This is a genomic window from Pseudomonas sp. 21615526 (assembly GCF_013386245.1).
GTDB lineage: Bacteria > Pseudomonadota > Gammaproteobacteria > Pseudomonadales > Pseudomonadaceae > Aquipseudomonas.
Genome location: NZ_JACAOM010000079.1, coordinates 1 through 24,188 on the forward strand (window position 1 = coordinate 1; position 24,188 = coordinate 24,188).

Annotated in this window: 28 protein-coding genes; 18 read left to right on the top strand and 10 right to left on the bottom strand. The window is 58.5% G+C overall.

Translation table 11 applies throughout. From position 1 onward, the window contains the following. The 3 genes from HX786_RS22170 to HX786_RS22180 form a co-directional block, all read left to right on the top strand. Positions 1-366: ribonucleotide-diphosphate reductase subunit beta (locus tag HX786_RS22170; protein WP_073525043.1), on the top strand; the 366-nt coding region annotated here is incomplete at its 5' end. A gap of 145 nt (positions 367-511) precedes the next feature. Beyond that, positions 512-1,225, top strand: coding sequence for an HNH endonuclease signature motif containing protein (locus tag HX786_RS22175; protein WP_177035194.1), 714 nt, complete (start codon positions 512-514; stop codon positions 1,223-1,225). Positions 1,226-1,296: 71 nt separating this feature from the next. Then, on the top strand, positions 1,297-1,938 hold the full coding sequence (locus HX786_RS22180) for an HAD-IB family hydrolase (protein WP_087693117.1): 642 nt from the start codon (positions 1,297-1,299) through the stop codon (positions 1,936-1,938). Positions 1,939-1,979: 41 nt separating this feature from the next. On the opposite strand, the gene HX786_RS22185 is transcribed toward HX786_RS22180, so the two are convergent. From HX786_RS22185 to HX786_RS22195, 3 genes are all read right to left on the bottom strand, one after another. Then, positions 1,980-2,384, bottom strand: coding sequence for a type II toxin-antitoxin system VapC family toxin (locus HX786_RS22185; protein ID WP_008432929.1), 405 nt, complete (start codon positions 2,382-2,384; stop codon positions 1,980-1,982). Next, complete coding sequence (gene vapB / locus HX786_RS22190; RefSeq protein WP_008432930.1) at positions 2,377-2,616, bottom strand: type II toxin-antitoxin system VapB family antitoxin; 240 nt, start codon at positions 2,614-2,616, stop codon at positions 2,377-2,379. Before vapB ends, HX786_RS22185 begins: the two co-directional genes overlap by 8 nt. Before the next feature lie 284 nt (positions 2,617-2,900). Then, on the bottom strand, positions 2,901-3,860 hold the full coding sequence (locus tag HX786_RS22195) for a LysR family transcriptional regulator (protein ID WP_087693116.1): 960 nt from the start codon (positions 3,858-3,860) through the stop codon (positions 2,901-2,903). Between the two features lie 262 nt (positions 3,861-4,122). On the opposite strand from HX786_RS22195, the gene argH reads away from it, so the two are divergent. The 6 genes from argH to HX786_RS22225 all read left to right on the top strand — a co-directional run bounded on the left by argH (position 4,123) and on the right by HX786_RS22225 (position 10,535). Continuing rightward, positions 4,123-5,550, top strand: coding sequence for an argininosuccinate lyase (argH, locus tag HX786_RS22200; RefSeq protein WP_102369728.1), 1,428 nt, complete (start codon positions 4,123-4,125; stop codon positions 5,548-5,550). A 138-nt stretch (positions 5,551-5,688) separates the two neighbouring features. Next, a complete protein-coding gene (locus HX786_RS22205; RefSeq protein ID WP_177019354.1) occupies positions 5,689-6,567 on the top strand; it encodes an amino acid ABC transporter permease in 879 nt (292 codons plus the stop codon). 24 nt (positions 6,568-6,591) lie between these two features. Beyond that, complete coding sequence (locus HX786_RS22210; RefSeq protein WP_003211502.1) at positions 6,592-7,356, top strand: amino acid ABC transporter ATP-binding protein; 765 nt, start codon at positions 6,592-6,594, stop codon at positions 7,354-7,356. 25 nt (positions 7,357-7,381) lie between these two features. Beyond that, a complete protein-coding gene (locus HX786_RS22215) occupies positions 7,382-8,203 on the top strand; it encodes an ABC transporter substrate-binding protein (RefSeq protein WP_102605193.1) in 822 nt (273 codons plus the stop codon). Positions 8,204-8,350: 147 nt separating this feature from the next. Continuing rightward, complete coding sequence (locus tag HX786_RS22220; protein WP_003211499.1) at positions 8,351-9,520, top strand: MFS transporter; 1,170 nt, start codon at positions 8,351-8,353, stop codon at positions 9,518-9,520. A gap of 64 nt (positions 9,521-9,584) precedes the next feature. Beyond that, a complete protein-coding gene (locus tag HX786_RS22225; protein WP_178912590.1) occupies positions 9,585-10,535 on the top strand; it encodes a hypothetical protein in 951 nt (316 codons plus the stop codon). A gap of 12 nt (positions 10,536-10,547) precedes the next feature. Here HX786_RS22225 and HX786_RS22230 read toward each other — a convergent pair whose 3' ends face one another. From HX786_RS22230 to HX786_RS22240, 3 genes are all read right to left on the bottom strand, one after another. Then, positions 10,548-11,204 (bottom strand): hypothetical protein, encoded by a 657-nt coding sequence (locus tag HX786_RS22230; RefSeq protein WP_023659241.1) that lies wholly within the window; start codon positions 11,202-11,204, stop codon positions 10,548-10,550. Positions 11,205-11,247: 43 nt separating this feature from the next. Continuing rightward, a complete protein-coding gene (locus HX786_RS22235) occupies positions 11,248-11,610 on the bottom strand; it encodes a hypothetical protein (protein WP_178912591.1) in 363 nt (120 codons plus the stop codon). 77 nt (positions 11,611-11,687) lie between these two features. Continuing rightward, positions 11,688-12,494 (bottom strand): sulfite exporter TauE/SafE family protein, encoded by an 807-nt coding sequence (locus HX786_RS22240; RefSeq protein ID WP_178912592.1) that lies wholly within the window; start codon positions 12,492-12,494, stop codon positions 11,688-11,690. Between the two features lie 115 nt (positions 12,495-12,609). Here HX786_RS22240 and HX786_RS22245 point away from each other — a divergent pair, with 115 nt between their 5' ends. From HX786_RS22245 to HX786_RS22260, 4 genes are all read left to right on the top strand, one after another. Next, positions 12,610-13,380 carry a helix-turn-helix transcriptional regulator gene (locus tag HX786_RS22245; RefSeq protein WP_177067317.1) on the top strand — a complete coding sequence of 257 codons (771 nt, stop codon included), beginning with the start codon at positions 12,610-12,612 and terminating at the stop codon, positions 13,378-13,380. 103 nt (positions 13,381-13,483) lie between these two features. Further along, positions 13,484-13,804, top strand: coding sequence for a helix-turn-helix transcriptional regulator (locus HX786_RS22250; RefSeq protein ID WP_023659239.1), 321 nt, complete (start codon positions 13,484-13,486; stop codon positions 13,802-13,804). Positions 13,805-13,851: 47 nt separating this feature from the next. Next, a complete protein-coding gene (locus HX786_RS22255) occupies positions 13,852-14,214 on the top strand; it encodes a type II toxin-antitoxin system RelE/ParE family toxin (RefSeq protein WP_003211487.1) in 363 nt (120 codons plus the stop codon). After that, a complete protein-coding gene (locus HX786_RS22260) occupies positions 14,189-14,527 on the top strand; it encodes a helix-turn-helix domain-containing protein (protein ID WP_003211485.1) in 339 nt (112 codons plus the stop codon). The genes HX786_RS22255 and HX786_RS22260 overlap by 26 nt, the downstream gene beginning before the upstream one ends. A gap of 28 nt (positions 14,528-14,555) precedes the next feature. On the opposite strand, the gene HX786_RS22265 is transcribed toward HX786_RS22260, so the two are convergent. Next, entirely contained in the window at positions 14,556-15,494 is a 939-nt protein-coding gene (locus HX786_RS22265) for a GlxA family transcriptional regulator (RefSeq protein WP_008432938.1), read from the bottom strand. Positions 15,495-15,610: 116 nt separating this feature from the next. Here HX786_RS22265 and HX786_RS22270 point away from each other — a divergent pair, with 116 nt between their 5' ends. Further along, entirely contained in the window at positions 15,611-16,405 is a 795-nt protein-coding gene (locus HX786_RS22270) for an SDR family oxidoreductase (RefSeq protein WP_178912593.1), read from the top strand. Positions 16,406-16,411: 6 nt separating this feature from the next. On the opposite strand, the gene HX786_RS22275 is transcribed toward HX786_RS22270, so the two are convergent. From HX786_RS22275 to HX786_RS22285, 3 genes are all read right to left on the bottom strand, one after another. Then, complete coding sequence (locus HX786_RS22275) at positions 16,412-17,794, bottom strand: amidase family protein (protein WP_256351031.1); 1,383 nt, start codon at positions 17,792-17,794, stop codon at positions 16,412-16,414. Positions 17,795-18,029: 235 nt separating this feature from the next. Continuing rightward, the gene (locus tag HX786_RS22280) at positions 18,030-18,794 is read right to left on the bottom strand and encodes an amidase family protein (RefSeq protein WP_177027670.1); all 765 of its coding nucleotides are present in this window, start codon (positions 18,792-18,794) and stop codon (positions 18,030-18,032) included. A 123-nt stretch (positions 18,795-18,917) separates the two neighbouring features. Beyond that, positions 18,918-19,976, bottom strand: coding sequence for an MBL fold metallo-hydrolase (locus HX786_RS22285; RefSeq protein ID WP_003211475.1), 1,059 nt, complete (start codon positions 19,974-19,976; stop codon positions 18,918-18,920). Between the two features lie 124 nt (positions 19,977-20,100). Here HX786_RS22285 and HX786_RS22290 point away from each other — a divergent pair, with 124 nt between their 5' ends. From HX786_RS22290 to HX786_RS22305, 4 genes are all read left to right on the top strand, one after another. Then, entirely contained in the window at positions 20,101-20,721 is a 621-nt protein-coding gene (locus tag HX786_RS22290; protein ID WP_003211473.1) for a TetR/AcrR family transcriptional regulator, read from the top strand. Between the two features lie 189 nt (positions 20,722-20,910). Beyond that, positions 20,911-21,969, top strand: a complete 1,059-nt coding sequence (locus HX786_RS22295; protein ID WP_003211472.1) for a diguanylate cyclase — start codon at positions 20,911-20,913, stop codon at positions 21,967-21,969. 239 nt (positions 21,970-22,208) lie between these two features. Beyond that, positions 22,209-23,528: a PAS domain-containing methyl-accepting chemotaxis protein gene (locus HX786_RS22300; RefSeq protein ID WP_178912594.1), complete on the top strand. Its 1,320-nt coding sequence runs from the start codon at positions 22,209-22,211 to the stop codon at positions 23,526-23,528. 80 nt (positions 23,529-23,608) lie between these two features. Then, positions 23,609-24,124, top strand: a complete 516-nt coding sequence (locus HX786_RS22305; protein ID WP_003211469.1) for a DUF1003 domain-containing protein — start codon at positions 23,609-23,611, stop codon at positions 24,122-24,124. Positions 24,125-24,188 lie beyond the last annotated feature (64 nt).

A 24,188-nucleotide genomic window follows, 5' to 3' on the forward strand; every position in this document is an offset into this window, starting at 1 on the left:
TCGATGCACCTGAACTTCGGTATCGATGTGATCAACCAGATCAAAATCGAAAACCCGCACTTGTGGGATGCCGAGATGAAGGAAGAAGCGACCCAGATGATCCTGCAAGGGACTCAGCTGGAGATTGAATACGCGCGTGACACCATGCCACGCGGTGTGTTGGGCATGAATGCGGCGATGATGGAGGATTACCTCAAGTTCATCGCGAATCGTCGTCTGTCGCAGATTGGTCTGAAGGAAGAGTATCCAGGGACGACTAACCCATTCCCGTGGATGAGCGAGATCATGGACTTGAAGAAAGAGAAGAACTTCTTCGAGACCCGTGTGATCGAGTACCAGACTGGCGGCGCGCTGAGCTGGGATTGATTCCTTAGCCAACTGAAAAGCCCTGACTTGTTCAGGGCTTTTTTGTATTTGCAGAGTGCCAAATCCTACAGCCCAGTAGGAAATTTCGTAGACGTGCTAGTGGCCACTCAGTATCGTCCGAGGACTTTCTACCCTCGGCGACTGTATGGATATTACAAAAGACAGCATCGACTGGAGCGACGAGGAATTAGCCGCGGCAGTCGAGACCTACTTGAAGATGTTGGCGTTGGAGAAGAGCGGCCAACCCTTTAATAAAGCCCATGAAAACCGATTGCTACGTCAGGGACCAATCGCAGGTCGTACAGAAGGCTCCATCGAGTTTCGCATGCAGAATATCTCTGCGGTTCTGGTCCAAATGGGCCTGGATCGAATCAAGGGGTACAAACCTGCAAATAACGTGGGCTCGGGAGTAGAACAACAGATTCGCAAAGCCCTCACTGCCCTTCGTATATTTGAATCAGATGAAACAGCGCAAACTGCAGATGAACAAATCCTCGTCCGCCGAGCCTCCAAGCTACTGCAGCAGCCCATCGAGAAGGTGCCGGACGGAATTGCGAAGCCACAGAAAGTGTCCATTGTCGGTACGGCTTTTGTTCGCGATCCCAAAGTACGCGCTTGGGTATTGAATGAGGCCAATGGCATTTGCGAAGGCTGCGGTTCAAACGCTCCCTTCGAAGTGGATGGCTTGCCATTTCTTGAAGTACATCACGTCAAGCACCTCGCCCAGAAGGGTTCGGATCGCATCACCAATGCTGTAGCCTTGTGCCCGAATTGCCATCAGCGTTGTCACCGATCAAGTGACCGCGGTGACTTCACCAAAGGGCTTTACTCGAAAATCGAAAGATTGAAAGAAGAGTAAACTTCTGTGGTCACAACTGATGTATTACCAAAATTACGAGATAGGACCGAGACCCGCCCGTGAACCCAGACATGCTCGAATCCGGCCCCTTGGATGCCAAAGTACTCTCCGTCTTTGACTTCGACGGCACCCTGACCCACCACGACAGCTTCGTGCCGTTCCTGAAGTTCGCCTTTGGTAAAGGCGAGTTCGTGCGCAGGATGGTGAAGCTGGCGGTGCCTGGCGCGCAGTTTCTGTTGCGCGTCATTAGCCGTGATGAGCTCAAGGCGCAGTTGATCCGCACCTTTATGACCGGCGTGGATAAGGCGTGGGTTCAGCAGAAAGCGGAAGCGTATTGCCAGGCCTATTGGAACAAGTTGATGCGGCCAACCGGGCTGCAATCGGTGGCCGATGAGGTGAAGTCCGGGGCGGTGGTGACGCTGTGTTCGGCATCGCCAGCGTTGGTGTTGCAGCCGTTTGCGGATCGGCTTGGGATCAAGTTGATAGGCACTGAGCTTGAGGTGGTTGACGGAGTATTGACGGGCAAGCTCACCGGGAATAATTGCCGGTGTGAGAATAAGGTGCTTCGGCTTGAGGCGGTTTATGGGGATCTGGGGGAGTATCGGCTCAGGGCCTGGGGTGATACGCGCGGGGATCGGGAGTTGTTGGCGGCGGCGCAGGATGCGCATTTTCGGCATTTTCATGCGAAGAAGAAACGAATCAAGCAACGCTGAATCGCCTGGACGACCTATCGGTGTGCGCTGGATTGACTGCCTTAGGCGGCGATCCAGTTTTCCACGATCAAGCCATTCACTCGCTTGAACTCACCTTCGTTGTTAGTCACCAAGACCAATCCTGAGCTTCTGGCGTGGCCCGCGATGTGCAGGTCATTTACGCCGATTGGAGTGCCCTTCTTTTCGAGATCGGAGCGGATCGAGCCGTAGTGAAAAGCGGCCTTGTCATCGTAGTGAATGACGTCAAGCCGGGAGATGAAGTCCTCCACCGCCCGAGTATTTCTCTCAACAAACTGGCTTTTTTCGGCCCCGTGCATCAATTCCGCAAGGGTGATCGAAGAGATCACCATACGACCTACATTCGCATTGAATTTTTCCAGTATTTCCATAGGCCGACGCTTGATGATGTAGATCACGATGTTCGTATCAAGCATGTACTTAATCATCAAAGGACTCTCGCTCTTGCTGGGTTTGGTCGGCGCGCTCCTCCATAAAATCATCAGATACCGATTCGCTTGCAAGGAAAAAGCTGTCCCAAGTGTTTTCAACCGGCGAAATAATCAGTTCGCGCCCCACGGCACGCACCTCTACAGTTTTCACCCCAGCGGGAAAACGCATGTCAGCAGGGATGCGGATATTTTGTGTACGGTTATTGGTGAAGATCGTTCCAGTAGACATAAGGAACACCTCTCAAGGCATGGGAAGACAGGTAAGAATGATAGTTTGCAGATGCTCTATTGCATAGCTCTATAGCAGCTACCCGACAAGCGTAGCCGAACAGGTAGCTGTTGGTGGCGGCGCAGGAGGCGCATTTTCATGCGAAGAAGAGTTTGGGCAAGTTGCGGCGGTGATGCGGGTGGATAGGGTCTGCGGGTAGACCGAGTTGATCCCATCACAGCCTCGCTGGGGCTCGACAGCTCCCACAGGGGGTCTCTGTATGTCCTCAGGGTTGGATGAGCGGATTAGATTGGCGCTTTCAGATCCACGCCCAATGCCGTTGCGAAGGCTTTGACCAGCGGGCTTCGTGGGGCGTTGTGGCGCAGGATAAGGTTGAACGCTGTGCTCAGGTGGATCTGCTCCGGGCATAACACGCGCAGGCGCCCTTCCTTCACCAGCGGCGCGGCGTAGTGTTCCGGGAGGAAGCCCAGGAAGCGGCCGGTGAGGATGAGGATGGCCACGGCTTCAACCTGTGAGGCCGAGGCGGACTGACTGTCGTAGCTGACGAAGTTGGCCTTGTCGCTGTGGATCGCGTAACGATGGTTGACCACTTCATGCTGGCGCAACACATCTGCGTTGATGTCACTCGCTTCAAACAGCGGATGCCCGACGGCGCAGTACGCGTGGGACTTTTCTTCGTACAGCGGGAAATAATCGAATTCTTCCCGTCGCTGGTACACCGGGACGATGCCGACAATCAGCCGCCCTTCCACCACGCCCCGTTCAACTTCGTCCAGTTGCGAGGCATGTAGACGTAATCTTATTTTTGGCGACTCTGTATGTAATCTTCCCAGCGCGTTAATCAATGGTGAATTAACGTCGGAGACGGTGTTATCAATAACGCCCACACTAAGGTCGCCGATCAGTTCATTCTGCGCCGAACTAAGCTTGTCTCTGAAACTGTCTACCGAGGCAAATAATTCAATGGACGCTTGATAGACTAATTTGCCTTCTTCGGTCAGGCCAAACCCTTCCCGCCCTCGCGTACACAGGCGCATGCCGATGCGAATTTCCAGGTCGGAAATCTGCTTGCTGATCGCCGCCAGGCCCACATTCAGCTCGTTCTGCGCCGCGCTGAAGCCGCCCGCTTCGACCACAGCCTTGAACACCCGCAGCAATTTGAAGTCCAGGCCGCTGAGTTGCAGGGGCGGTCTTGTGCCGGGTTTTGGCGGTATGTTTCCAGAATTGGAAAGTGGGGTTTCCATAATACGTGTTGACCTCAAGTGCCATATTCAACAGGCTTTGACCTACTCCATGAACATCGCCGGGCGGCAATAATGAACATACTTAACCGCCCTTGGCAACCTTGAATATAGCGGGTTGAACAGCTTTTACCGGCTGATTTAACGCCCATAAAAACCTGACACTACGATCAGGACTTTTCGTTTTGCTACTGCCCTCCGAATCCATAAGGCCAAGCCACGTCCATCGGGCTTGTCACTTCTAAAAACAAGCGTGAGGAACACCATGTCTCAGCCCACCGATCGCCTCTGGGGTGCTCGTTTCAAGTCCGGCCCGTCTGCTGCTTTGGCGGCGCTGTCCCGTTGCCCCGAGCGCTATTTTCGCCTGACGCCCTATGACCTGGCTGGCTCCCGGGCCCATGCCCGTGAGTTGCAGCGCGCCGGGTTGTTGGATGAGTCGGAAACCTTGCGCACCCTGGAAGCGCTGGACCGGATTGGTGAGGACTTTGCCGCTGGCCGCCTGCACCCGACGCTGGATGACGAGGATGTGCACACCTTCATCGAGCGGGTGTTGACCGAGCGTTTGGGCGCCCTGGGCGGCAAGTTGCGCGCCGGGCGTTCGCGCAATGACCAGACGGCCAACGATTTGCGCCTGTTCCTGCGAGACCACGCGCGCACCATCACCACCGAGGTGTTGGGCTTGCAGCAGGCGCTGGTGGACCAGGCCGAGCAGCATATCGAGAGCATCTGCCCGGGCTTCACCCATTTGCAGCAGGCGCAGCCGATTGTGTTCGCCCATCACTTGCTGGCCCATGCGCAATCGATGCTGCGGGATGTGCAGCGCCTGGTGGATTGGGATGCGCGTACGGCGTTGTCGCCGTTGGGTGCTGCGGCGATGGCGGGCTCGGCGATTGCGCGCCAGCCGGAGCATTCGGCCAAGGAGATGGGTTACACCGGGCCGTGCGAAAACTCGATTGATGCTGTAGCCAGTCGTGACCACGTGGCGGAGTTTCTGTTTGTGGCGGGCATGCTCGGGGTGAATATTTCGCGGCTGTCGGAGGAGTTTTGCCTGTGGTCGTCGCGGCAGTTTCGCTGGGTGCAGTTGGACGATGCCTACGCCACCGGTAGCTCGATCATGCCGCAGAAGAAGAACCCGGACATTGCCGAATTGGCGCGGGGTAAAGCGGGGCGGTTGATTGGCAACCTGACCGGGCTGATGTCCACGCTCAAGTCGTTGCCGCTGTCGTACAACCGCGATTTGAGTGAAGACAAGCACAGTGTGTTGGACAGCGTGGATACGTTGCTGCTGGTGCTGCCGGCGATGGCCGGGATGGTCGCGACGATGAAGGTGCAGGTGGAAGAGCTGCGGCGTCAGGCGCCAATGGGTTTCACATTGGCAACTGAGGTGGCGGATTGGCTGGCCACTCGTGGTGTGCCATTCAAGGAGGCCCATGAGATTACCGGTGCCTTGGTGCAGGCCTGTGAGAAGCATGAAATTGAATTGTGGGAAGCCTCGCCGGCGTTGTTGGCAGAGGTGGATACGCGGCTGACGCCGCAAGTGCGTGAGTGCCTGACCCTGGAAGCGGCGATTGCGGCGCGCAGTGGTTGGGGCGGTACGGCGCCGGATCGGGTGCGGGAGCAGATTGGGCGGTTGAAGGTGGCCCTGGCTGCGCAACAGAAGTGGGCAGAAAACTACACCGGCTTTCGAATTTAAAGATCGTTCCCACGCTCTGCGTGGGAATGCCTCTTGTGACGATCCGCGTCACGCTTTGGGGACGCAGAGCATCCCTTGCTGCATTCCCACGCAGAGCGTGGGAACGATCAGTGTATTCAGTTGTTTTGGAGAGTCACCATGAAACAAACCCCGGCAGAGCGCTTGCAAGCCGAGCGCCAGCAGACCGAGAGCCAGTTCGATATCACCCAGTACGAGCACGTGCCGCGTCGCTATTACGGGCGGATGTTTTTTGCCACGTTGATCGTGATCGCACTGGCTGCCTTGCTGCGTGCATTCGCCAACGGCCAGATCGAATGGTCCTACATCGGTCAGTTCCTCACGTCCGAGGCGATCATCTGGGGCCTGGTGAACACCATCATCATGTCGATCCTGGCCATGGCGCTGGGCGTGGTGATCGGGGTGATCACGGCGATCATGCGCATGTCGGCCAACCCGATCCTGCGTTACGTGGCCATCACCTACACCTGGCTGTTCCGGGGTACGCCGCTGATTCTGCAACTGCTGTTGTGGTTCAACCTGGCGCTGATTTTCCCGGTGATCGCGATTCCCGGGCTGTTCAGCATCGACACCGTGGACCTGATGACGCCGTTCGTGGCCGCCCTCCTCGGCCTGAGCATCAACCAGGGTGCCTACACCGCTGAAGTGGTGCGCGCCGGCCTGTTGTCGGTGGACACCGGTCAGTACGAAGCCGCCAAGTCGATCGGCATGCCGAGCCTTCAGGCGCTGCGTAGGGTGATTCTGCCCCAGGCGATGCGGGTGATCATTCCGCCTGTAGGCAACGAGTTCATCAGCATGGTGAAAATGACCAGCCTGGCGAGTGTGATCCAGTACTCGGAGCTGCTGCACAACGCGCAAAACATCTACTACGCCAACGCCCGGGTCATGGAGCTGCTGATTGTTGCCGGCATCTGGTACCTGGCGGTGGTGACTGTTCTTTCATTCGGTCAGAGCCGCCTCGAGCGTCGTTTTGCCCGCGGCGCCGGCAAGCGTTCGTAAGCCCTGACTGAGGAGATTTGCCCCATGAGAAGCATCGTCAAGGCCGTGAACCTGAACAAGTATTACGACCAGTATCACGCGTTGCAGGACATCAACCTGGAAGTCGAACAAGGCGAAGTGCTGTGCATCATCGGCCCGTCCGGTTCCGGCAAAAGTACCCTGCTGCGCTGCGTCAATCAGCTGGAAAAAATCGACAAGGGCGGCCTGTGGGTCGATGGCGAACTGGTGGGCTACCGGGTCGTCGGCAACAAGCTGCACGAATTGAATGAATCACAGATCGCCCGTCAGCGGTTGGCCACCGGCATGGTGTTTCAGCGCTTCAATCTGTTCCCGCACATGACTGTGTTGCAGAACATCATCGAGGGCCCGTGCCAGGTGCTCAAGCGCTCGCCCAAGGAAGCCACCGAGGACGCGCTGGAGTTGCTGGCCCGCGTCGGCCTGGCGGACAAACGCAATGCCTACCCGGTGGAGTTGTCCGGCGGCCAGCAACAACGTGTGGCAATTGCCCGTGCGTTGGCGATGCGCCCCAAGCTGATGTTGTTTGACGAACCCACGTCAGCCCTCGACCCGGAGCTGGTAGGAGAAGTGCTGTCGGTGATGCGCGATTTGGCCACCACCGGCATGACCATGATTGTGGTCACCCATGAGTTGGGCTTCGCCCGCGAAGTGTCCAACCGCATGGTGTTTATGGATGCCGGCCAGATTGTGGAAGCCGGCAGCCCGGAAGAAATTCTAATAAGCCCACAAAACCCGCGTACCCAAAGCTTTATTTCTGCCGTTCGCACTTAACTAAAAAACTAACGAGAACGCCCCCATGAAAAATCTGTTTCTTCCAAGTTTGCTCGTAGGCCTGATGGCCTCCACTTCGGTTTTGGCGGCATTGCCGGCAGCGATCAAGGACAAGGGTGAGATCAGCGCGGCCATCGTGCCGAACTACCCGCCGATGGATTTCAAGGACACCGCCACCAACAAGCTCACCGGCCTGGACTTTGACCTGGGCAACGCCCTGGCCGAGCGTTTGGGGGTGAAGATCAAGTGGCAGGAAACCGGCTTCGAACAAATGCTCAGCGGCCTGACTACCAAGCGCGTGGACATTGTGCTGTCGGGTATGACCGACACCGCCGAGCGTCAGAAGGCGGTGACCTTTATCGACTACTTCACCAGCGGCCCGCAGCTGTACACTCTGGCCAAGCGTGAAGACCTGAAGGAATTGACTGACCTGTGCGGTAAAAAAGTCGGCACCAGCCGACGTACGACCTGGCCGTCGGAAATTGCCGCGTGGAGCAAGGAAAACTGCGAAAAGGCCGGTAAGCCAGCCATCGTGGTGATTGGTACCGAGGGCTCGGCGGATGCGCGGGCTCAGTTGCAGCAGAACCGTCTGGATGCGGCGATGCAGGGCAGTGAAACCATTCCTTACCTGATGTCGCTGGACAAGGGTAAGTACAAGCCGGTGGGCCTGGCGATTTCCAAGCAGTTCACCGGGCTTGGGATTGAGAAGAGCAATACCGAGTTGGTCACGGCCATCAGTGAGGCGTTGCAGGGCATGATTGATGACGGGACCTACGGCAAGATTCTGCAGAAGTGGGATCTGGAGCAAGGTGCGGTGGAAAAAATCAGCATCAATGCCGGCCAGTAACTCGATCTAAATGTGGGAGCGGGCTTGCTCGCGAATGCGGTGGATCAGCCAGTACAGTTGGCACTGACACACCGCATTCGCGAGCAAGCCCGCTCCCACACTGGATCTTCATCGCCTTGAAAAAAGAATAAGGACATCCGCCCCACCGTGGCCACGTACTCCCTGGTAATCCGCCGCCTGATGATCTGCTCGGTGACCATCGTCGTCAGCCGCGCCATGACCAGCCCATTGCTCGCCCTGTTGCTGAGCACCCGCCTGGGCCTCAACCAGCAAGACATCGGCTTGCTGATGGGCATCGCCGTGTTCATCGCCACCCTGCTGGGCCTCTATGGTGGCTACATCATCGACCGCCTGGAAAAGCGCAAGCTGCTGATCCTGGCGATGCTTTCCAGCTCCATCGGTTTTCTGTTGCTGACCTTCGCCAGCAACCTGTACCTGACCACCCTGACCCTGGTGATCACCGAAGCCGCTTCGGCACTGTTCCTGATCGGCTCCAAGGCGATCATCAGCGAGAACCTGCCGGTGGGCCAGCGGGCCAAGGTGTTTTCCCTGCGCTACACCCTGACCAATGTCGGCTACGCCACCGGCCCGATGCTCGGCGTGGTGATTGCCGGGCAGATGCCCCTGGCACCGTTCCTGATCGCCAGCGCGATTGCCTTTGGCAGCCTGTTCCTGATGATCGGCATCCCACCGACCCAGCGCGACGACAGCAACAAACCCTTAAGTTTTCTCAGCACCCTGAGGACCCTGCGCAGCGATCGCACCTTGATCCTGTTCACCAGCGGCAGCCTGTTGAGCACCATTGTCCACGGGCGCTACACCCTCTATCTGTCGCAGTTTCTGCTGGTGGCCTACAAGCCGGAGAACGCGCTGAAAATTCTCTCTGCGGTGCTGGCGTGCAACGCCATCACGGTGATCCTGATGCAGTACCAGATCGGCCGCTTCCTCAAGCGTGAACAACTGCGCTACTGGATCGTGCTCGGCACCTCACTGTTTATTGCCGGGTTGATCGGCTTCAGCATGGCGGACGGCCTGGTGTCGTGGTGTGTCGCGATGTTTGTGTTCACCCTCGGGGAGATGATCATCTACCCGTCCGAGTTCCTGTTTATCGACACCATCGCCCCGGACGCCCTGCGCGGCAGTTATTACGGCGCACAAAACCTGGCGGCATTTGGCGGGGCGCTGAGCCCGGTGATCTGCGGCTACCTGCTGATCAACGCATCCCCCGCCTCTATGTTCTATGTACTCAGCGGGCTGACGGCGGTGGGTGGCACCTTGTGTTTCCTGAGTGGCCGGCGTGTGGTGGTCCGTGCGTAATTTCTACTGATATTTGCTCGATATCCCGCTATTAATAGCGAAATCTCTCACGGACCCGAGCCCCATGAAATTCGACACGGCCTACAGCCTGAGTCTCGACGACAAGCTGTCGATCTATGACGTGCGCGACCTGAATTTCGACGAAACCGCCGCCTTCGATTCCGACAAGGACAGTTTCCTGTGCCCCAACGACGAATGCCGGGCGGCGTTTGCGGCGGGCAATGTGTTGGGCACGTTCAATGCAAAAAACGTCAATTACCTGCGTACGCCCCACTTCAAGAACATCCCCAGCACCCGGCATATTGAAGGTTGCCGGTACGCCAGTCGCCCTGCCGGAAAAGGCGAATCTGAGGATGGGCCGGAGGAAAACTTTCCGTCGGAATTTGTCCTGACGCGGCGCCAGTACGAACGCAAAACGCCGGTCATCGGTGCTGAGGCTGGCACCGCACAAGAGCCGCCGAAAACGCCGGCAACCCGCAACGCCTTGTCTCACAGCTCAAGCGACACCACCCCGGACAAGACCAGCGTCTTTGCCCACCCAGTGGAATGCTACGTGTCGAATATCGGCGACAAGGACAAGCTCAAAAGCATGCCCTTGAAGATCGGTGATCACAGCGCGACCTACTGGACGTTTTTCAAGAAGATCGAATACCTGCAGGACAACAAAGGCCTGATCTACTGGGGCAGGATCAAGGAGATCAAGGACTACACCAGCAGCTTTCGCATCGACTTCGAAAAGAAGGCCTGGCTCGACAAAAAGCCCTATTCCATCAACGTTTACCTGAGCAAAAAACTGATCGAGAACTACCGCAAGCGCAAGGCGTTCCTGGAGCAGATCAAGGCCGCGGTGGACAGTGATCGAGCGCTGTATTGCTTCTTCTACGGGGTAACGCCGGAGCTGAAACAGGTGCCAAGCAAGAAAAACCCCGAGCAGACGTTCGGGGTGTTCAGTGCCAATATCGAGAACCTGGATCACCTGATTATTCGCGAGGCGCCGGGGTTGGGAGAACGGTAATGCGATTCCAGGTCAGGCCCTTCGGCTGAATAAACGGTACTTTTCACGTGCAAGTGCGGCGCCCGCAGGGTCCAAGCCGCCTACCGTGACCAACCAGTGAATCAGCATTTCCTCATCCGGTAAATGAAGCCCCTTCACATCTTTCAAGCTTCGAGGCGTATGGTTGATTCGAGCGTCGTAATGCAGAGCGCTCCAAGGCATTGCAACAAGATCCACGCCTTCTGCGTCCATCTCAAAACTCCGCAATATTTCGTTGATTTGAGTCTGCGCACTCCGATCACCCCGCTGCTGTAGAGAGTACGACTCGACCAAACTGACGAATTGCTGTTCAGGCACAGACGGATCAACCAAATCCAAAACATCAGACTTTAAGGCGAGATCCAAAACACCACTCATCCACCGATTAATAAAGGTGCGCACGAAGCCATCGGCGTCGGCTTTTTTCATATCAAAAAACAGCATGCAATAGCGGGTTTTCAGATGTATCGCCAACAGCACATGTTTACGTTGCACCGTCGCGGCATGGACCAGCCACTGATGAGGGTCGGCGTACAGGTCATCGCCCTGGCGCTCTTGTGTCGGCGGTTTTTGAACCGGGGTAATTTTTTTGCCTTTGTGAACCCGGCTAAAAAAATTACCAGCCGCCTGCGTACAATTAAAACTAAGCATCAAGATATTTCCTGAACATTCTTACTGAAGTCTAAGACGAGACTCAGTCGCCTTGTACGTGTGCAGCAACCCACTCGATTTCGTAACGCTGCCTGACCGAGTAGCCGATAGCGCTCAATGTCTCTTCGCTTAATACCGACAACTCTGAATCACTCAACAAATCATGCCTGATCATTTGCGCAAGGCTCTCGCGGGCTTTCGAACGACTGTAGAGATCAAACATTCGGACGACATCGTTATCGCGATCCCTGGTGAGGCTATACAGCATCCTGTACCGAGCCTCGGCAGAAAGCGTTTCGCGCTCGCTGATGGTCTTTGCATCAGCCAGTACGCCTAGGTAAAAGCGTTCAAGCGCCAATGCCCTGAGGACCTTGAACTTCTGCCAATCGCTTTCGGAAATGGACATGACATCCCCCGGTCACTTTCTTTTGAATAGAGAAGTAACCCTAGCCTGCGGCTAAAAGAACGCAAAATCCACTTGCGTCAGACCAGCATGCTCACCATCACCACGCCCAACAACCCGATATACACCCGCGCATGCAGTGCATCCGGGATGCGACCGATCCACGGCGTGGCCAGGCGAATGCCCAGCAGCGAGCCCAGGGTGAGGATGGCGAACGCCAGCAAATCGACATAGCCGACATACCACGTGCCCAATTGCACCTTGGCGAATCCCGCCATGAGCATGTAGGTAAATGTACCGGCCAGCGCCACCGGCACGCTCAGCGGGTTGGCCATGGACGTGGACTGGGACATGCTCAAGCCACAACGGCGCAACAGCGGCACGGTCATCACGCTGCCGCCCACCCCCAGGAAGGTCGCGATCAGGCCAATGGCGATGCCGCCGCCCGTCACTTCCATGCCGCTCAGGCGTCGTGGCTGGAGTGTGTCGTCCTGGCTGAGAAAGCCCCTGCGCAACAGACAATCGACGATGGTGATGGCCAGGTAGGCGATAAAGGCGTACCGCATGAAATCGCCGCTGGCGAACATTGCAGCCCCTGCCCCCAGCACGGCGCCAACCCCGATGTACCCGCCCAACGGCCACAGGTAGTGGCAAATCAGATTACCTTTGCGACGGTGTTTTCCAGTGGCGATCAGCGCGTTGACGATCATCACGCAGGTCGAGGTGGCGACCGCGATATGCATCGCTGATCCACTCACGCCCGCGTCGTGGCTGAGCTTGAGCATGCCGTACAGCAACGGCACCACCACGAACCCGCCACCGAAGCCGAACAGCACAGCGGTTACGCCGGTCATGCAGCCGAACAGTGCCAGTAATAGATAGAACATCGAGAATCGCCTTCAGTATCAGGGAGAGCTGTCGACGATAGAGACTCAAGGCTTGGCCCGCTTGCGCATGTCGGCCAATAATGTGCGAGATATTGCCACTTCCGGAATCAGCTCCATGCGCAACGTTTCCATCGCTCAGCTCGACCTGACCCCGCGAACGGTCGTGGCAATCGGCACCGACTATCCCCACGGCTATCTGCTCAAGCGCCACAGCCATCGGCGCGGCCAGTTGTTGTATGGCGCCACCGGGGTGATGCAAGTCAGCACCCAGCAAGGCAACTGGGTTGTGCCGCCCCAGCGCGCGGTGTGGATTCCCGCCCAAGTGCCCCATGAAGTGCTGATGCTCGGCGTGTCGACGCGCAGCCTGTATATCGAACCGCACGCCGTCACCGACTTGGGCACCGACTGCCACGTCATCAACGTTTCCCCCCTGATGCGCCAGCTGCTGATGGAGGCGGTGGAGCTGCCGCTGGAATACGACGAGGCCGGGCGCGACGGTGCGCTGGTCAGCCTGCTGTTGCATGAACTGGCACGCGCCACGCACTTGCCCCTGCATATCCCGCTGCCGGAGGAACCACGGCTGCTTGAGCTGTGCCTGACGTTTCTGCAGCGGCCGGACGTGCACCAGTCACCGGTTCAATGGGCGCAACAATCGCACCTGAGCCTGCGCACCTTCAGCCGGCATTTCCGCCAACAAACCGGCCTGAGCTTCGTGCAGTGGCGCCAGCGAGCCTGTGTTGTGCAGGCCTTGGCGCGGTTGGCCAGCGGTGCAAGCGTCACCCGGATCGCCCTGGACCTGGGCTATGAAAACCCGGCGGCATTTTCCAGCATGTTCCGCCGGGTGCTTGGGCAGTCACCGAGCACCTACCTGGAAGGGGCGAAATAGAGCGGCGGCAGCGCTATCGGAAAATCCAGTTGATGAGCGGTCAAAACAACTGTACAAAAACACAGTATAGTTTGCCCTCCCCCGTCGAACCTGGAGAAAGTCCATGTCCTCTCTGGCAATGAGCAGCACTGTAGAACAGCAGATCGTCCTTCATCAATTCACCCCACGGCACAGCGTCCAGGCCCGCCTGATGCTGGGCTGGAGCCGGGAAGACCTGGCCCGGGAAGCGGATGTGGAAGTGGACGCCCTTCAACGTTTTGAAAGCCATGGCGACGTGGACGATGCTGTCCGCCTGAGTGTGGCGTTTCGCCTGGAGGCTGAAGGGTTGGTGTTTTTCCCGGGCTTTGCGCCGGGTTGGGGGATGAATGTGCGGGGCTCTTTGCCACTGTCGTCAGAGCATTCAGTGCTTGAAACGGTTGAGTAAGATTTCTCTTCGCGCTGACGCTTATCCCTATTTAGGTATATCCTCTCATGAGTTCATGGAAGCCACTCCTCTGGGTGGGCGGTAGCAAGAAAGATCTGCAGCAAATGCCTGGGCCTGTTCAAGATGTGTTTGGCTTTGCGCTCCACCTCGCCCAAGGAGGAGGCAAGCACTCACAGACCAAGGCATTGAAAGGGTTTGGCGGTAACGCGGTACTTGAGGTGGTGGAGGATTTCGACAGCAACACTTATCGTGGTGTGTATACCGTCCGTTTCGACTCAGCTGTTTATGTCCTTCATTGCTTCCAGAAAAAGTCGACGAAAGGCATCGCTACAGCACAGCACGACATACAACTGATCAAACAGCGACTCAAGGCGGCGCAGGATCATGCACAAGCATCACAACGCGATTGAGATCGAAGAAAGCACCGGCAATGTCTATGAAGACATCGGGCAGCCCGACGCCAGTGAAATGCAGGTCAAGGCACAGCTGGCGACGAAGATTGGTGAGATTCTCAAGGCACGTAGCCTCACTCAGGCACAAGCCTCCGTCATTCTCGGTTTATCCCAACCCAAGGTGTCTGAAATGCTGCGTGGCAGGTTTCGGGGTATCAGTGAAGCCAAAATGCTTGAGTGTTTGTCGCGCCTGGGGCGCGATGTGCAAATCGTTATTACGGCTGCGCCAGCTTCACGTACTCAAGGACGTATTGAAGTGCTATTCGCCTGAGTTGCCCTAGGTTCTGGCTCCCGCAAGTTCACGCCTGCAACTGCAACGCCCGACGGATCATTTGTGGCGGTTGGCCAAACGCTCGCAGGAAGGCTCGACGCATGCGCTCCGGGTCACCGAAGCCCGTCTCCCGGGCGACAACGTCGATGGAGTGGCTGCCGGATTCGAGCATCAACCGGGCGGCTTCAATGCGCAGGTGTTCTACCGCCTTGGCCGGCGATTGCCCGGTTTCGGCGCGGAACAGTCGGCTGAACTGACGCGGGCTGAGGTGTGCCGCTTGCGCCAGTTGCTCTACCGAGAGGTCCTCGTGCAAGTGCCCTTTGGCCCACGCCAGGGCGGTTTGTACGCGGTCAGACTTTGGGTCCAGTTCCAGCAACGCCGAGAACTGTGACTGGCCACCGGCACGGCGATGGTAAACCACCAGTTTTTTCGCCACGTCGCGGGCCACTTCCACGCCCAAATCGTGCTCGACCAGGGCCAGGGCCAGGTCGATGCAGGCGGTCATCCCGGCAGAGGTCCAGAGCGGGCCATCGACGGTGAAGATCCGGTCTTCCTCCAGCTTCACATTGGGGTAGCGCTGGCGAAACGTCATGGCGTGGTACCAGTGGGTGGTTGCCTTGCGCCCTTCCAGCAGGCCGGCCGCTGCCAGGTGGAACGAACCGGTGCAGGCCGATGTAACCCGGCGCGACGCCGTCAATGATGCTTGCAGGTACTCCACCATGCCAGGAGTGGGCTCAAGTAGTTCGTTGTCCCCCAGCACCAGGATCGTGTCGTAGACCTGCTGTCCGAACGCCAGGCTATCAATGGCAAAGCCCATGGAGCTTTTTATCGGCCCGCCATGCTCCGACAACAAGTCCACGCGGTAGAACGGTCGCCCCACAACGAAGTTGGCAAACTCGAACACGCTGCTGGTGGACAGGCTGAGCACCTGGAAACCGGGAAAAAGCAGGATACCGACGGACACCATGGCCAAACCTCATGTCTCTAAAGGAGGGATATATGACATTGCAGCCATCACATTACACCCATAATCTTGGTTCCAACAAGGCCGATCCCCTCCCCGGCCCATTTGGAGCAACTGCCATGTCGCAACACAAAGGTTATGCCCTGATTACCGGTGCCTCGTCAGGAATTGGTGCGGTGTATGCCGACCGCCTGGCCCGTGCCGGCTACGATCTGATTCTGGTGGCCCGCAACCAGCAACGTCTGGAGCAGTTGGCAACACGCTTGAAAGCCAATACCCAGCGTGACGTGCAGGTGATAGCGGCCGATCTCAATCTGCCAGCCGACTTGGCGCGAATCGCCCGGATCGTGCACGAAGACAGCCGTATCAGCCTGCTGGTGAATAACGCCGGTGTGGGCGCCACGGCTTCGCTGCTGGAGTCGGATGCCGACAAAATGGACGCGATGATTCTGCTGAACGTACTGGCGCTGACCCGCCTGGCCAAAGCCGCGGCAACCAACTTTGTCGCCCAGGGCCGTGGCACGATTATCAATATCGGCTCGATTGTCGCTCTCGCTCCCAAAGTGCTGAACGGCGTGTATGGCGGTACCAAAGCGTTCGTGCAGGCGTTCAGCGAATCGCTGCAGCATGAGCTGAGTGACAAGGGCGTGGTGGTCCAGGTAGTGCTGCCAGGCGCTACCGCCACGGAGTTCTGGGACATCGCCGGCCTGCCTGTGAACAACCTGCCGGAAGCCATGGTGATGACCACCGAGAACCTGGTGGACGCCGCCCTGGCAGGCCTTGCCCAGGGTGAAGCCGTGACGATTCCGTCCCTGCCGGACAGCGCCGATTGGGACACCTACGAAAGCGCACGGCTGGCCCTGGGCCCGAACCTGTCGCACCGTGAACCCGCCGCTCGTTATGGGTTGAAGTAATCCGGACTAGCGCAGGCCGGGTGTAAACGCAGGCTTCCTGATTGCATGGGAGGCCTGCTCATACCCGTAGGCGACCGACAGCAACGTGGCTTCGCTCAAATTTGCCCCATAAAAGTGAACAGCCGTTGGCATCCCTTCGTCGTCCATTCCCGATGGCATGGAGATACCGGGATAACCGGCCACTGCCGAGTAGTAGTAACTGTACGAGTGAAAATTGGACACTATTGCATCAAGCTTATGCTCGGCCAGTGGCTTATCGATGGTGCTTTTGAAAATCGGGCCGATGGCAGCCCATAACTCATTGCGCGCCTCATCACTGATATCCATCCCGTTGATCATGGTGAGCATCTGTTGATCCGGCACACCCGGACCGCTGTTGCGCTCGTTGAATTCAATCAGCTCAGCCAGCGACTTCACCGGCAAGCCCGCCCGTCCGGCCAGGTAGGCTTCAAGCTGGTGTTTAACGTCCGATAACAACGCGTCGTTATATTGTTCATGGGTTTCGTACGGGACGCCCTCACCCAGTTGACCCACGGGTACCAATGTCGCGCCCTTGCCCCGCAGCAACGTAATGGCATCCTCGAAGTGCTGCCTGTCGGCTATTTTCGCCGGGTCGTTGGCATCTTCTGCTGATAACTCAGGCAACGGCGTATAGCCGATGCGCTTGCCCACCAAGGCGTCAGGCTTGATTCCCTGGGTGTAGCGGTTGGTATCCGTCATCGCATCCAGTGCTTGCGCCGCATCACGTACGTTACGGGTGAAGGTGCCCACCGTGTCCTGGCGGGAACTGGTCATCACCCCTTCAGTGCTCACTAACCCTTCGGTCGGTTTGAAACCAATAACACCGTTGTAAGCCGCCGGCGTAATGATTGAACCATTGGTTTCGACCCCCAATGCCAAGGGCACAATCCCTTGAGCAACGGCTACCGCAGAGCCCGTACTCGATCCCGCCGCCTGGCCATCCAGCCGATGCGGGTTGAGGGTCAAGCCGCCCCTGGAGCTCCAGCCATCAACCGGAGCCTCAGAGCGAAAATTGGACAATTCGCTCATGTTGGTTTTTCCAATAATCACAACGCCAGCCTTCAGCAGGTTGTCCACCACCTTGGCGTTCCTTGAAGCGGGCCTGCCCACCAGCGCCATGGAGCCACCGCTGGTCTGCATCTTGTCGCCGGTTTCGAACACATCCTTGAGCGCTATCGGAACGCCATGCAAAGGCCCGCGCACTTTGCCTTCGGCCCGTTCCAGATCCAGCGCACGGGCTTTCACACGAGCGTCAGGATTGATTTCAATGAATGCATTGCCGCCCTGCAAGCCCTTGTCCATGTTGGCGATCAGCTTCAGCGAATCCCTCACCACCGAATCGGAACTGGCCCCATTGGGCCGGGTCATGGCCGCTGCCAAATCGTCGGCACTCCTGTAGGCCTGTGGCGGGTTCACCACTGCATCGAAAAGCCCCGCTGCCCATCCCGCGCCCAAACCTGGTCCGATCATAAATACTCCCCGCCTGCCTGAATGTTGGGAATACCGTTCGATATCCCTGCCTCAGTCTAAGAAGCGAAATACTCGATGACTCGGGGGCAACTCTTACCGCGGCGTACGATCACTCTCCCCATGGCGTAGGCCCTTAAAGCCGCCCTAGAGCCTGCTGGCAACCTCGCACCAACGCCGCCAGACGATCTCTGGACCAGTGCGCACCATAGAACCAGACGACCCTCGACACCCCGTCGACGTCGGTGCCCGCGGGCACGCTGAAGCGTGGGTTATCGGCAGTCGCTGCTTTGTGGAAAGCAACACCTTGCGCATCCGCCACCACCCCATCCAGGCGGTTTTCCGTGACCCGGTCGTTAATCTCATTGCCGGGGTCCAGGGTGAAGTGACGTGTGTCATCGGTCACCCGCGCCGTCACAGGCACCAATTGCGCACCGGCTGCACGCAGTACGTCCAGTACCCGGGCAAAGTGCGAGCTGTGTTTGGCGGGTTTGCGCACATCACCGGTAACGTACTCGCTGGCAAAACCAATACGGCTGCCAGCCAAGGGCGGTGTGTTGATCAGATGACCCGAATCAGCGACGGGTGGAATCTCCACCATCACCCGCCCCTCAGGGTCGACACCGCTGAGGGCAATCAGTGATAACGCGGGATCACGCACGCTGTGCATCATGGGGCCAGGGAGGTCGAGCCTGGGGCCGTAACCGCCCGTGGAGCCAAACTCCAGGCCGCCCTGGTGAGTGGCCGAATTGACGATCGTACCGGCCGCATGACTGCCAAACACAACACCCTGGCTGGCAGTGGGGGCGCAAGGCTGGGGAGTACAACTGTCCCCCGATCCTGAAGGCTTGAACAGGCAGCGCACGCCCGGCCCCGTGACCTTCCTACTCTTATCGTCCATACACTCCCACGCCCCGGAATAAAGTTTCGAGGCGTGATTGCATCCCTTCAGCGAGGTGGATGTCTGTCGGAAATGGCTGGTTATGGCTCGTTCAAAATCCCTGAGCGCGCGATCAGACGGTGATTATCCGCTGACGTGCGCTTCACTGCCCTGATGCTCGACTTCCAGCCACCAGGCCTGCCCGCGCTCCGGCTGGTTGAGCATGAACGCCTGCCCCATCGCCGGTGTGGTGATCGACACGTTACGCTCCCATGCCAGCGCCATGATGCGGTCGAAGGGTTCGTGCCATGCATGAAACGCCAGGTCGAACGTGCCGTTATGGATCGGCAGCAGCCAGCGGCCCTTCAAGTCGATGTGCGCCTGCAGGGTTTCTTCCGGTTGCATGTGCACGTGGGGCCAGTCGACGTTGTAGGCACCCGTCTCCATCAGGGTCAGGTCAAACGGGCCGTACTGCTCGCCGATACGCTTGAAGCCCTCGAAATAGCCGGTATCACCGCTGAAGAAAATTCGCCGTGAGCCGTCGATCATCACCCACGAACACCACAGCGTCTGGTTGCCATCGAACAGGCCGCGCCCGGAAAAGTGCTGGGCCGGCGTGGACACAAAACGAATCCCGTCCACTTCAGTGCCCTGCCACCAATCCAGCTGCCGCACCTTGCTGGCATCCACGCCCCACTTGACCAGGGTATCGCCCACACCCAGCGGCGCGAGGAAATAGCGGGTCTTGTCCGCCAGTTGCACCACCGCCTTGTGGTCCAGATGGTCGTAGTGGTTGTGGGAAAGAATCACCGCCTCGATCGGCGGCAGGTCCTCAAGGCTGATCGGCGGCTGATGGAAACGCTTGGGGCCCGCCCAACTGAACGGCGAAGCACGCTCGGCGAACACCGGGTCGGTCAGCCAGAACTTGCCGCGCATTTTCAGCAGCACGGTGGAATGGCCGAGGCGGAAAACGCTATGGTCCGGGGCGGCAAACAGTTGCTCGCGAGTCAGCGGCTGCACCGGGATCTCACCCACCGGGCGCGTGCTGCGGGGCTTCTGGAAGAGCATCTTCCACATGATGCCCAGGGTCTTGCCCAAGCCGCCATGCTGGATGGGCTTCTGATTGGTGAAGTGACCTTGATGCTGTTCGGAAGACTTGGGCGCTGTAGAAGAACTGTCGAGACGGGTTGAGATCGTGGCCATTACCGAGGAACTCCTGCAGACTGCTCTAAAAATTACACTGCACAGTGTAGTTTCTAGATTGCAACAAAACCGGGAGCAAGTAAACTACCGAGTGTAAGTTTCCCTTCAGAGCCGAACTCCCACCATGACTGTACCCCTGCGCCTCACCGACCGTAAACGCGAAGCCATCGTGGCAGCCGCCATTGCCGAGTTTCGTGACAACGGGTTCGAGGTCACCAGCATGGACAAGATTGCCGCCACGGCGGGGGTTTCCAAGCGCACGGTGTACAACCACTTCCCGAGCAAGGAAGAGCTGTTCGCCGAGATCCTGCATCAACTGTGGGCCAGCAGTGTTGCGCAACTGGACGTCAGCTACGCCAGCGACCGCCCGCTGCGGGAGCAACTGCGCGGGTTGCTGCAGGCCAAGATGACGATGATGTCGGACGCCAACTTCCTCGACCTGGCCCGGGTCGCGATTGCCGCTACCATCCACTCGCCGGAACGTGCCCAGGACATGGTCAACCGCCTGAGCAAGCGTGAAGAAGGCTTCACCCAATGGGTGCGCGCCGCCCAGGAAGACGGCCGGCTGAGCTGCACCGACCCATGCTTCGCCGCCCACCAGGTGCAAAGCCTGCTCAAGGCCTTTGCCTTCTGGCCACAGATCACCCTCGGCCAGCCGACCCTGGACGCCGACGCTCAAGCGAACGTCATCGAGTCGGCCATCGACCTGTTCCTCGCAGGCTATGAGGTCGTGCCACAGCACTGACCTGTTGCAGGAACGACATCCAAGGTCGTTTTTTATCTGATTCGCCGCGTGTCCTTTGCAAATGGCCTGGAAGGACACTGATTATTCCCACGCGAATAACTGACAATATTCACACGTATTATCCGACCAGTGGTTTTCCCGATCACGTGTGCCGTCGTACCTGCAAAAAAAGAATCGACCCAGGAATCTATGGAAAACCAACGAGGCAAAGGGCTGTCATTTGCCAGACGTATCTACAGGCCAAGGATCATCGGCCTGGGCATCGGCTGCATCAGCGTCATCGCCGCGCTCTACCCACTGCAAATGCCAGGCTGGGTCTGGGCGTTGCTGCTGTTCAATGGTTTTGGCTGGGCGCACCTGGCCTATCAACTTTCGACCCGCTCCGATTTCCCCTACAAGGCGGAACGGCGAAACCTGCTCTACGACTCACTGCTCGGCGGGTTCTGGGCGGCGACTACACAATTCACGCCACTGACGGCCGTGACCATCCTGTCGATGATGACCATGAACAACGTCGCCGCCGGCGGCAAACGCCTGTTCCTCCACGGCATCGTGGCGCAACTGGCAGGCATCGGCGTGTCCTGGCTGCTGTTTGGCATCCACTTCAATCCCGACGTCAGCCTGGTCCAGGTCTACGCCTGCCTGCCGATGCTGACCCTGTATCCCATGGCGCTGGGCATGGTCTGCTACCGCCTGGCGATCAAATTGTCGGAACACAAACGCGCCCTGAGCGCCTTGAGCCGCACCGACAGCCTCACCGGCCTGCTCAACCACGGTTCGTGGAAAGACCTGCTGCACCTGAAGTTTCACAAGTGCCAGCAACAACATGGGAACGCCACCATCGCACTGATCGACATCGACCATTTCAAGCAGATCAACGACAGCTATGGGCACATCATCGGTGACCAGGTTCTGCGCCAACTAAGCCTGGAACTTCGACGCAACCTGCGGGCAAACGACCTGGCCGGGCGATACGGCGGCGACGAGTTCTGTGTGATTCTTCCGGACATGCCCATGGAACAGGCCGCGCAAGTCATGGAACGCATGCGCGAGGTGTTCAGCAATTACCGCAACCCGGAAATCCCCGAGCTGCGGGTCAGCCTGAGCATTGGCCTGGCGTCTTTCCAGAGCACCTTCACCGACGCGGCCATGTGGCTCAACGCAGCGGACCGCGCGCTGTACGCGGCCAAGGACACCGGCCGTAACCGAGTCAATATCAGCGACTACGTGGTCGCCCATTCCGCCTGAATCCCGCCCTCTGCATCTCGTCTGAATTAAACGCGCCCGTCGCCGACCGATAGCATAATGCCGCCATTGGTCGACTGGCATAGAACTTCTTGCCGGCCATACGACTCAGAACCCGCTGTTCCACCCCGCTGCCAGCACAAGGAAGCTGGCAATGAGCACGTTTGCCGTATGGCCAGGCCTTACGGTGGCAGGCGCCCCCATGGATACCCCTGACGCTTGCTTCCCCCGAGCACACGACCATGCTATTCAACGCCCATAAAAAAACCATCAGTACCCTGCAAGCCACCATTGCCCAGCAAGCCAGCCTTCTCGACGCCATCGACCGCTCAATGGCGGTGATTGAATTTGATCTGCAAGGCACGGTCCTGCGGGCCAACGAGAATTTCCTCAAGGTCATGGGCTACACCGCCGACCAAGTCGTGGGCCAGTCCCACCGCCTGTTCTGCACCCCGGCCTTTGCCCGCAGCGCCGAGTACGGCCAGCTATGGACGCAACTGCGCAACGGCCAATTCCAGTCCGGCACCTTTGAGCGCGTGACCAGCAACGGCCAGCCGATCTGGCTGGAGGCCAGCTACAACCCGGTGCGCGACGAGTCCGGCAGCGTGGTGAAAGTGGTGAAGTACGCCATGGACGTCACCCCGAAAATGCAGGCCGAGAGTGAAGCCAACGCCAAGTTGCAGGCCATCGACCGCGCCATGGCGGTGATCGAGTTCAACCTCGACGGCACCATCATCAGCGCCAACCAGAATTTCCTGCAGCGCATGGGCTACAACCTGGCGCAGGTGCAGGGCAAGCATCACCGCATGTTCTGCACACCGGAGCTGGCCAACAGCAGCGCCTACAGCGATTTCTGGCGACGGCTGAACCAGGGTGAGCTGTTCAACGGCCAGTTCGAACGCATCGACAAAAACGGCCAGGTGGTGTGGCTGGAAGCCAACTACAACCCGGTGTACGACGCCAGCGGGCGCCTGTGCAAGGTGGTGAAATACGCCTCCGACGTCACGGCCATGGTGGAGAAACACGCGGCCGACGCGCAAAGCGCCACCCAGGCTTATCACATCTCGCTGCAAACCCGGGACATCGCCGAAAAAGGCGCCGAGGTGATCCAGCAGACCGCCACCGGCATGCGTGAGATTGCCGCCAATATCGACGGTTCTTCCGCGCTGATCGCCAAGCTGGGCGAGCGTTCGCAGCAGATCACCGCCATCGTCAACACCATTCGCGGGATTGCCGACCAGACCAACCTGCTGGCATTGAACGCTGCCATCGAAGCCGCACGCGCCGGCGAACAAGGGCGTGGCTTTGCGGTGGTGGCCGATGAAGTGCGGCAATTGGCGGCGCGCACCAGCGGTTCAACCGCAGAGATTTCGTCGATGATCGAGATGATCCAGACCGAAACCCGCCAGGCCATCGACAGCATGGACGGTACCCGCGACCGCGCCGCCCAGGGCGTGGACCTCGCCAACCAGGCCGGCACCGTGATCCTGCAGATTCGCGAAGGCGCCAGCGAGGCGGTGCAGGCTGTGAGTGCGTTTGCCAATGAACGGGGCAACAGGTAAGCGACAGGCTTCTTCATGTGCCAGGCCGAGGGCTCGGTCTATAGTGGTGGCTTGTCTTACGCCACGGATTCGAGCCCGCCATGACCCCGGATAAACCTGAAGCCAACGTTGACCACCTGCGCTTTCATCGTAAACACGCCCATCTCGCGCCGACCTTTGGCAACGACACCTTTGCGTTGAAAGCCGAAGCCTTCGCGCGCTTCTTTGGCACCCCGACGTTCCTGGGGGCGCAGACGGCAATCGTGATTCTGTGGGTCGTGCTCAACATGACCGGCATCACGCACTTTGACGTCTACCCGTTCATCCTCTTGAACCTGGCGTTCAGCCTGCAATCGGCCTACGCCGCGCCGTTGATTTTGCTCGCCCAGACCCGCCAGGCCGCACGGGACAAGGCCCAATCCGACGCCGACGCCCAGCACCGCGAAGCCCTGGCCGTGGCCAACACCGAACGCCAGGCCCAGGCGGCGCAGACCACCAAGCAACTGCTGGAACTGTTGGAGCAGAACACCAAGCTCACCGAGATGACCAAACAACTGACCGAACGCATCGAAGGGCTGACCAGCGAAATGCACGACCAATTCGTGCGCAAGACCTGACCCTGCCACGCATCCAGTGTGGGAGCTGGCTTGCCTGCGATTGCATCACCGCGGTATGCCTGAT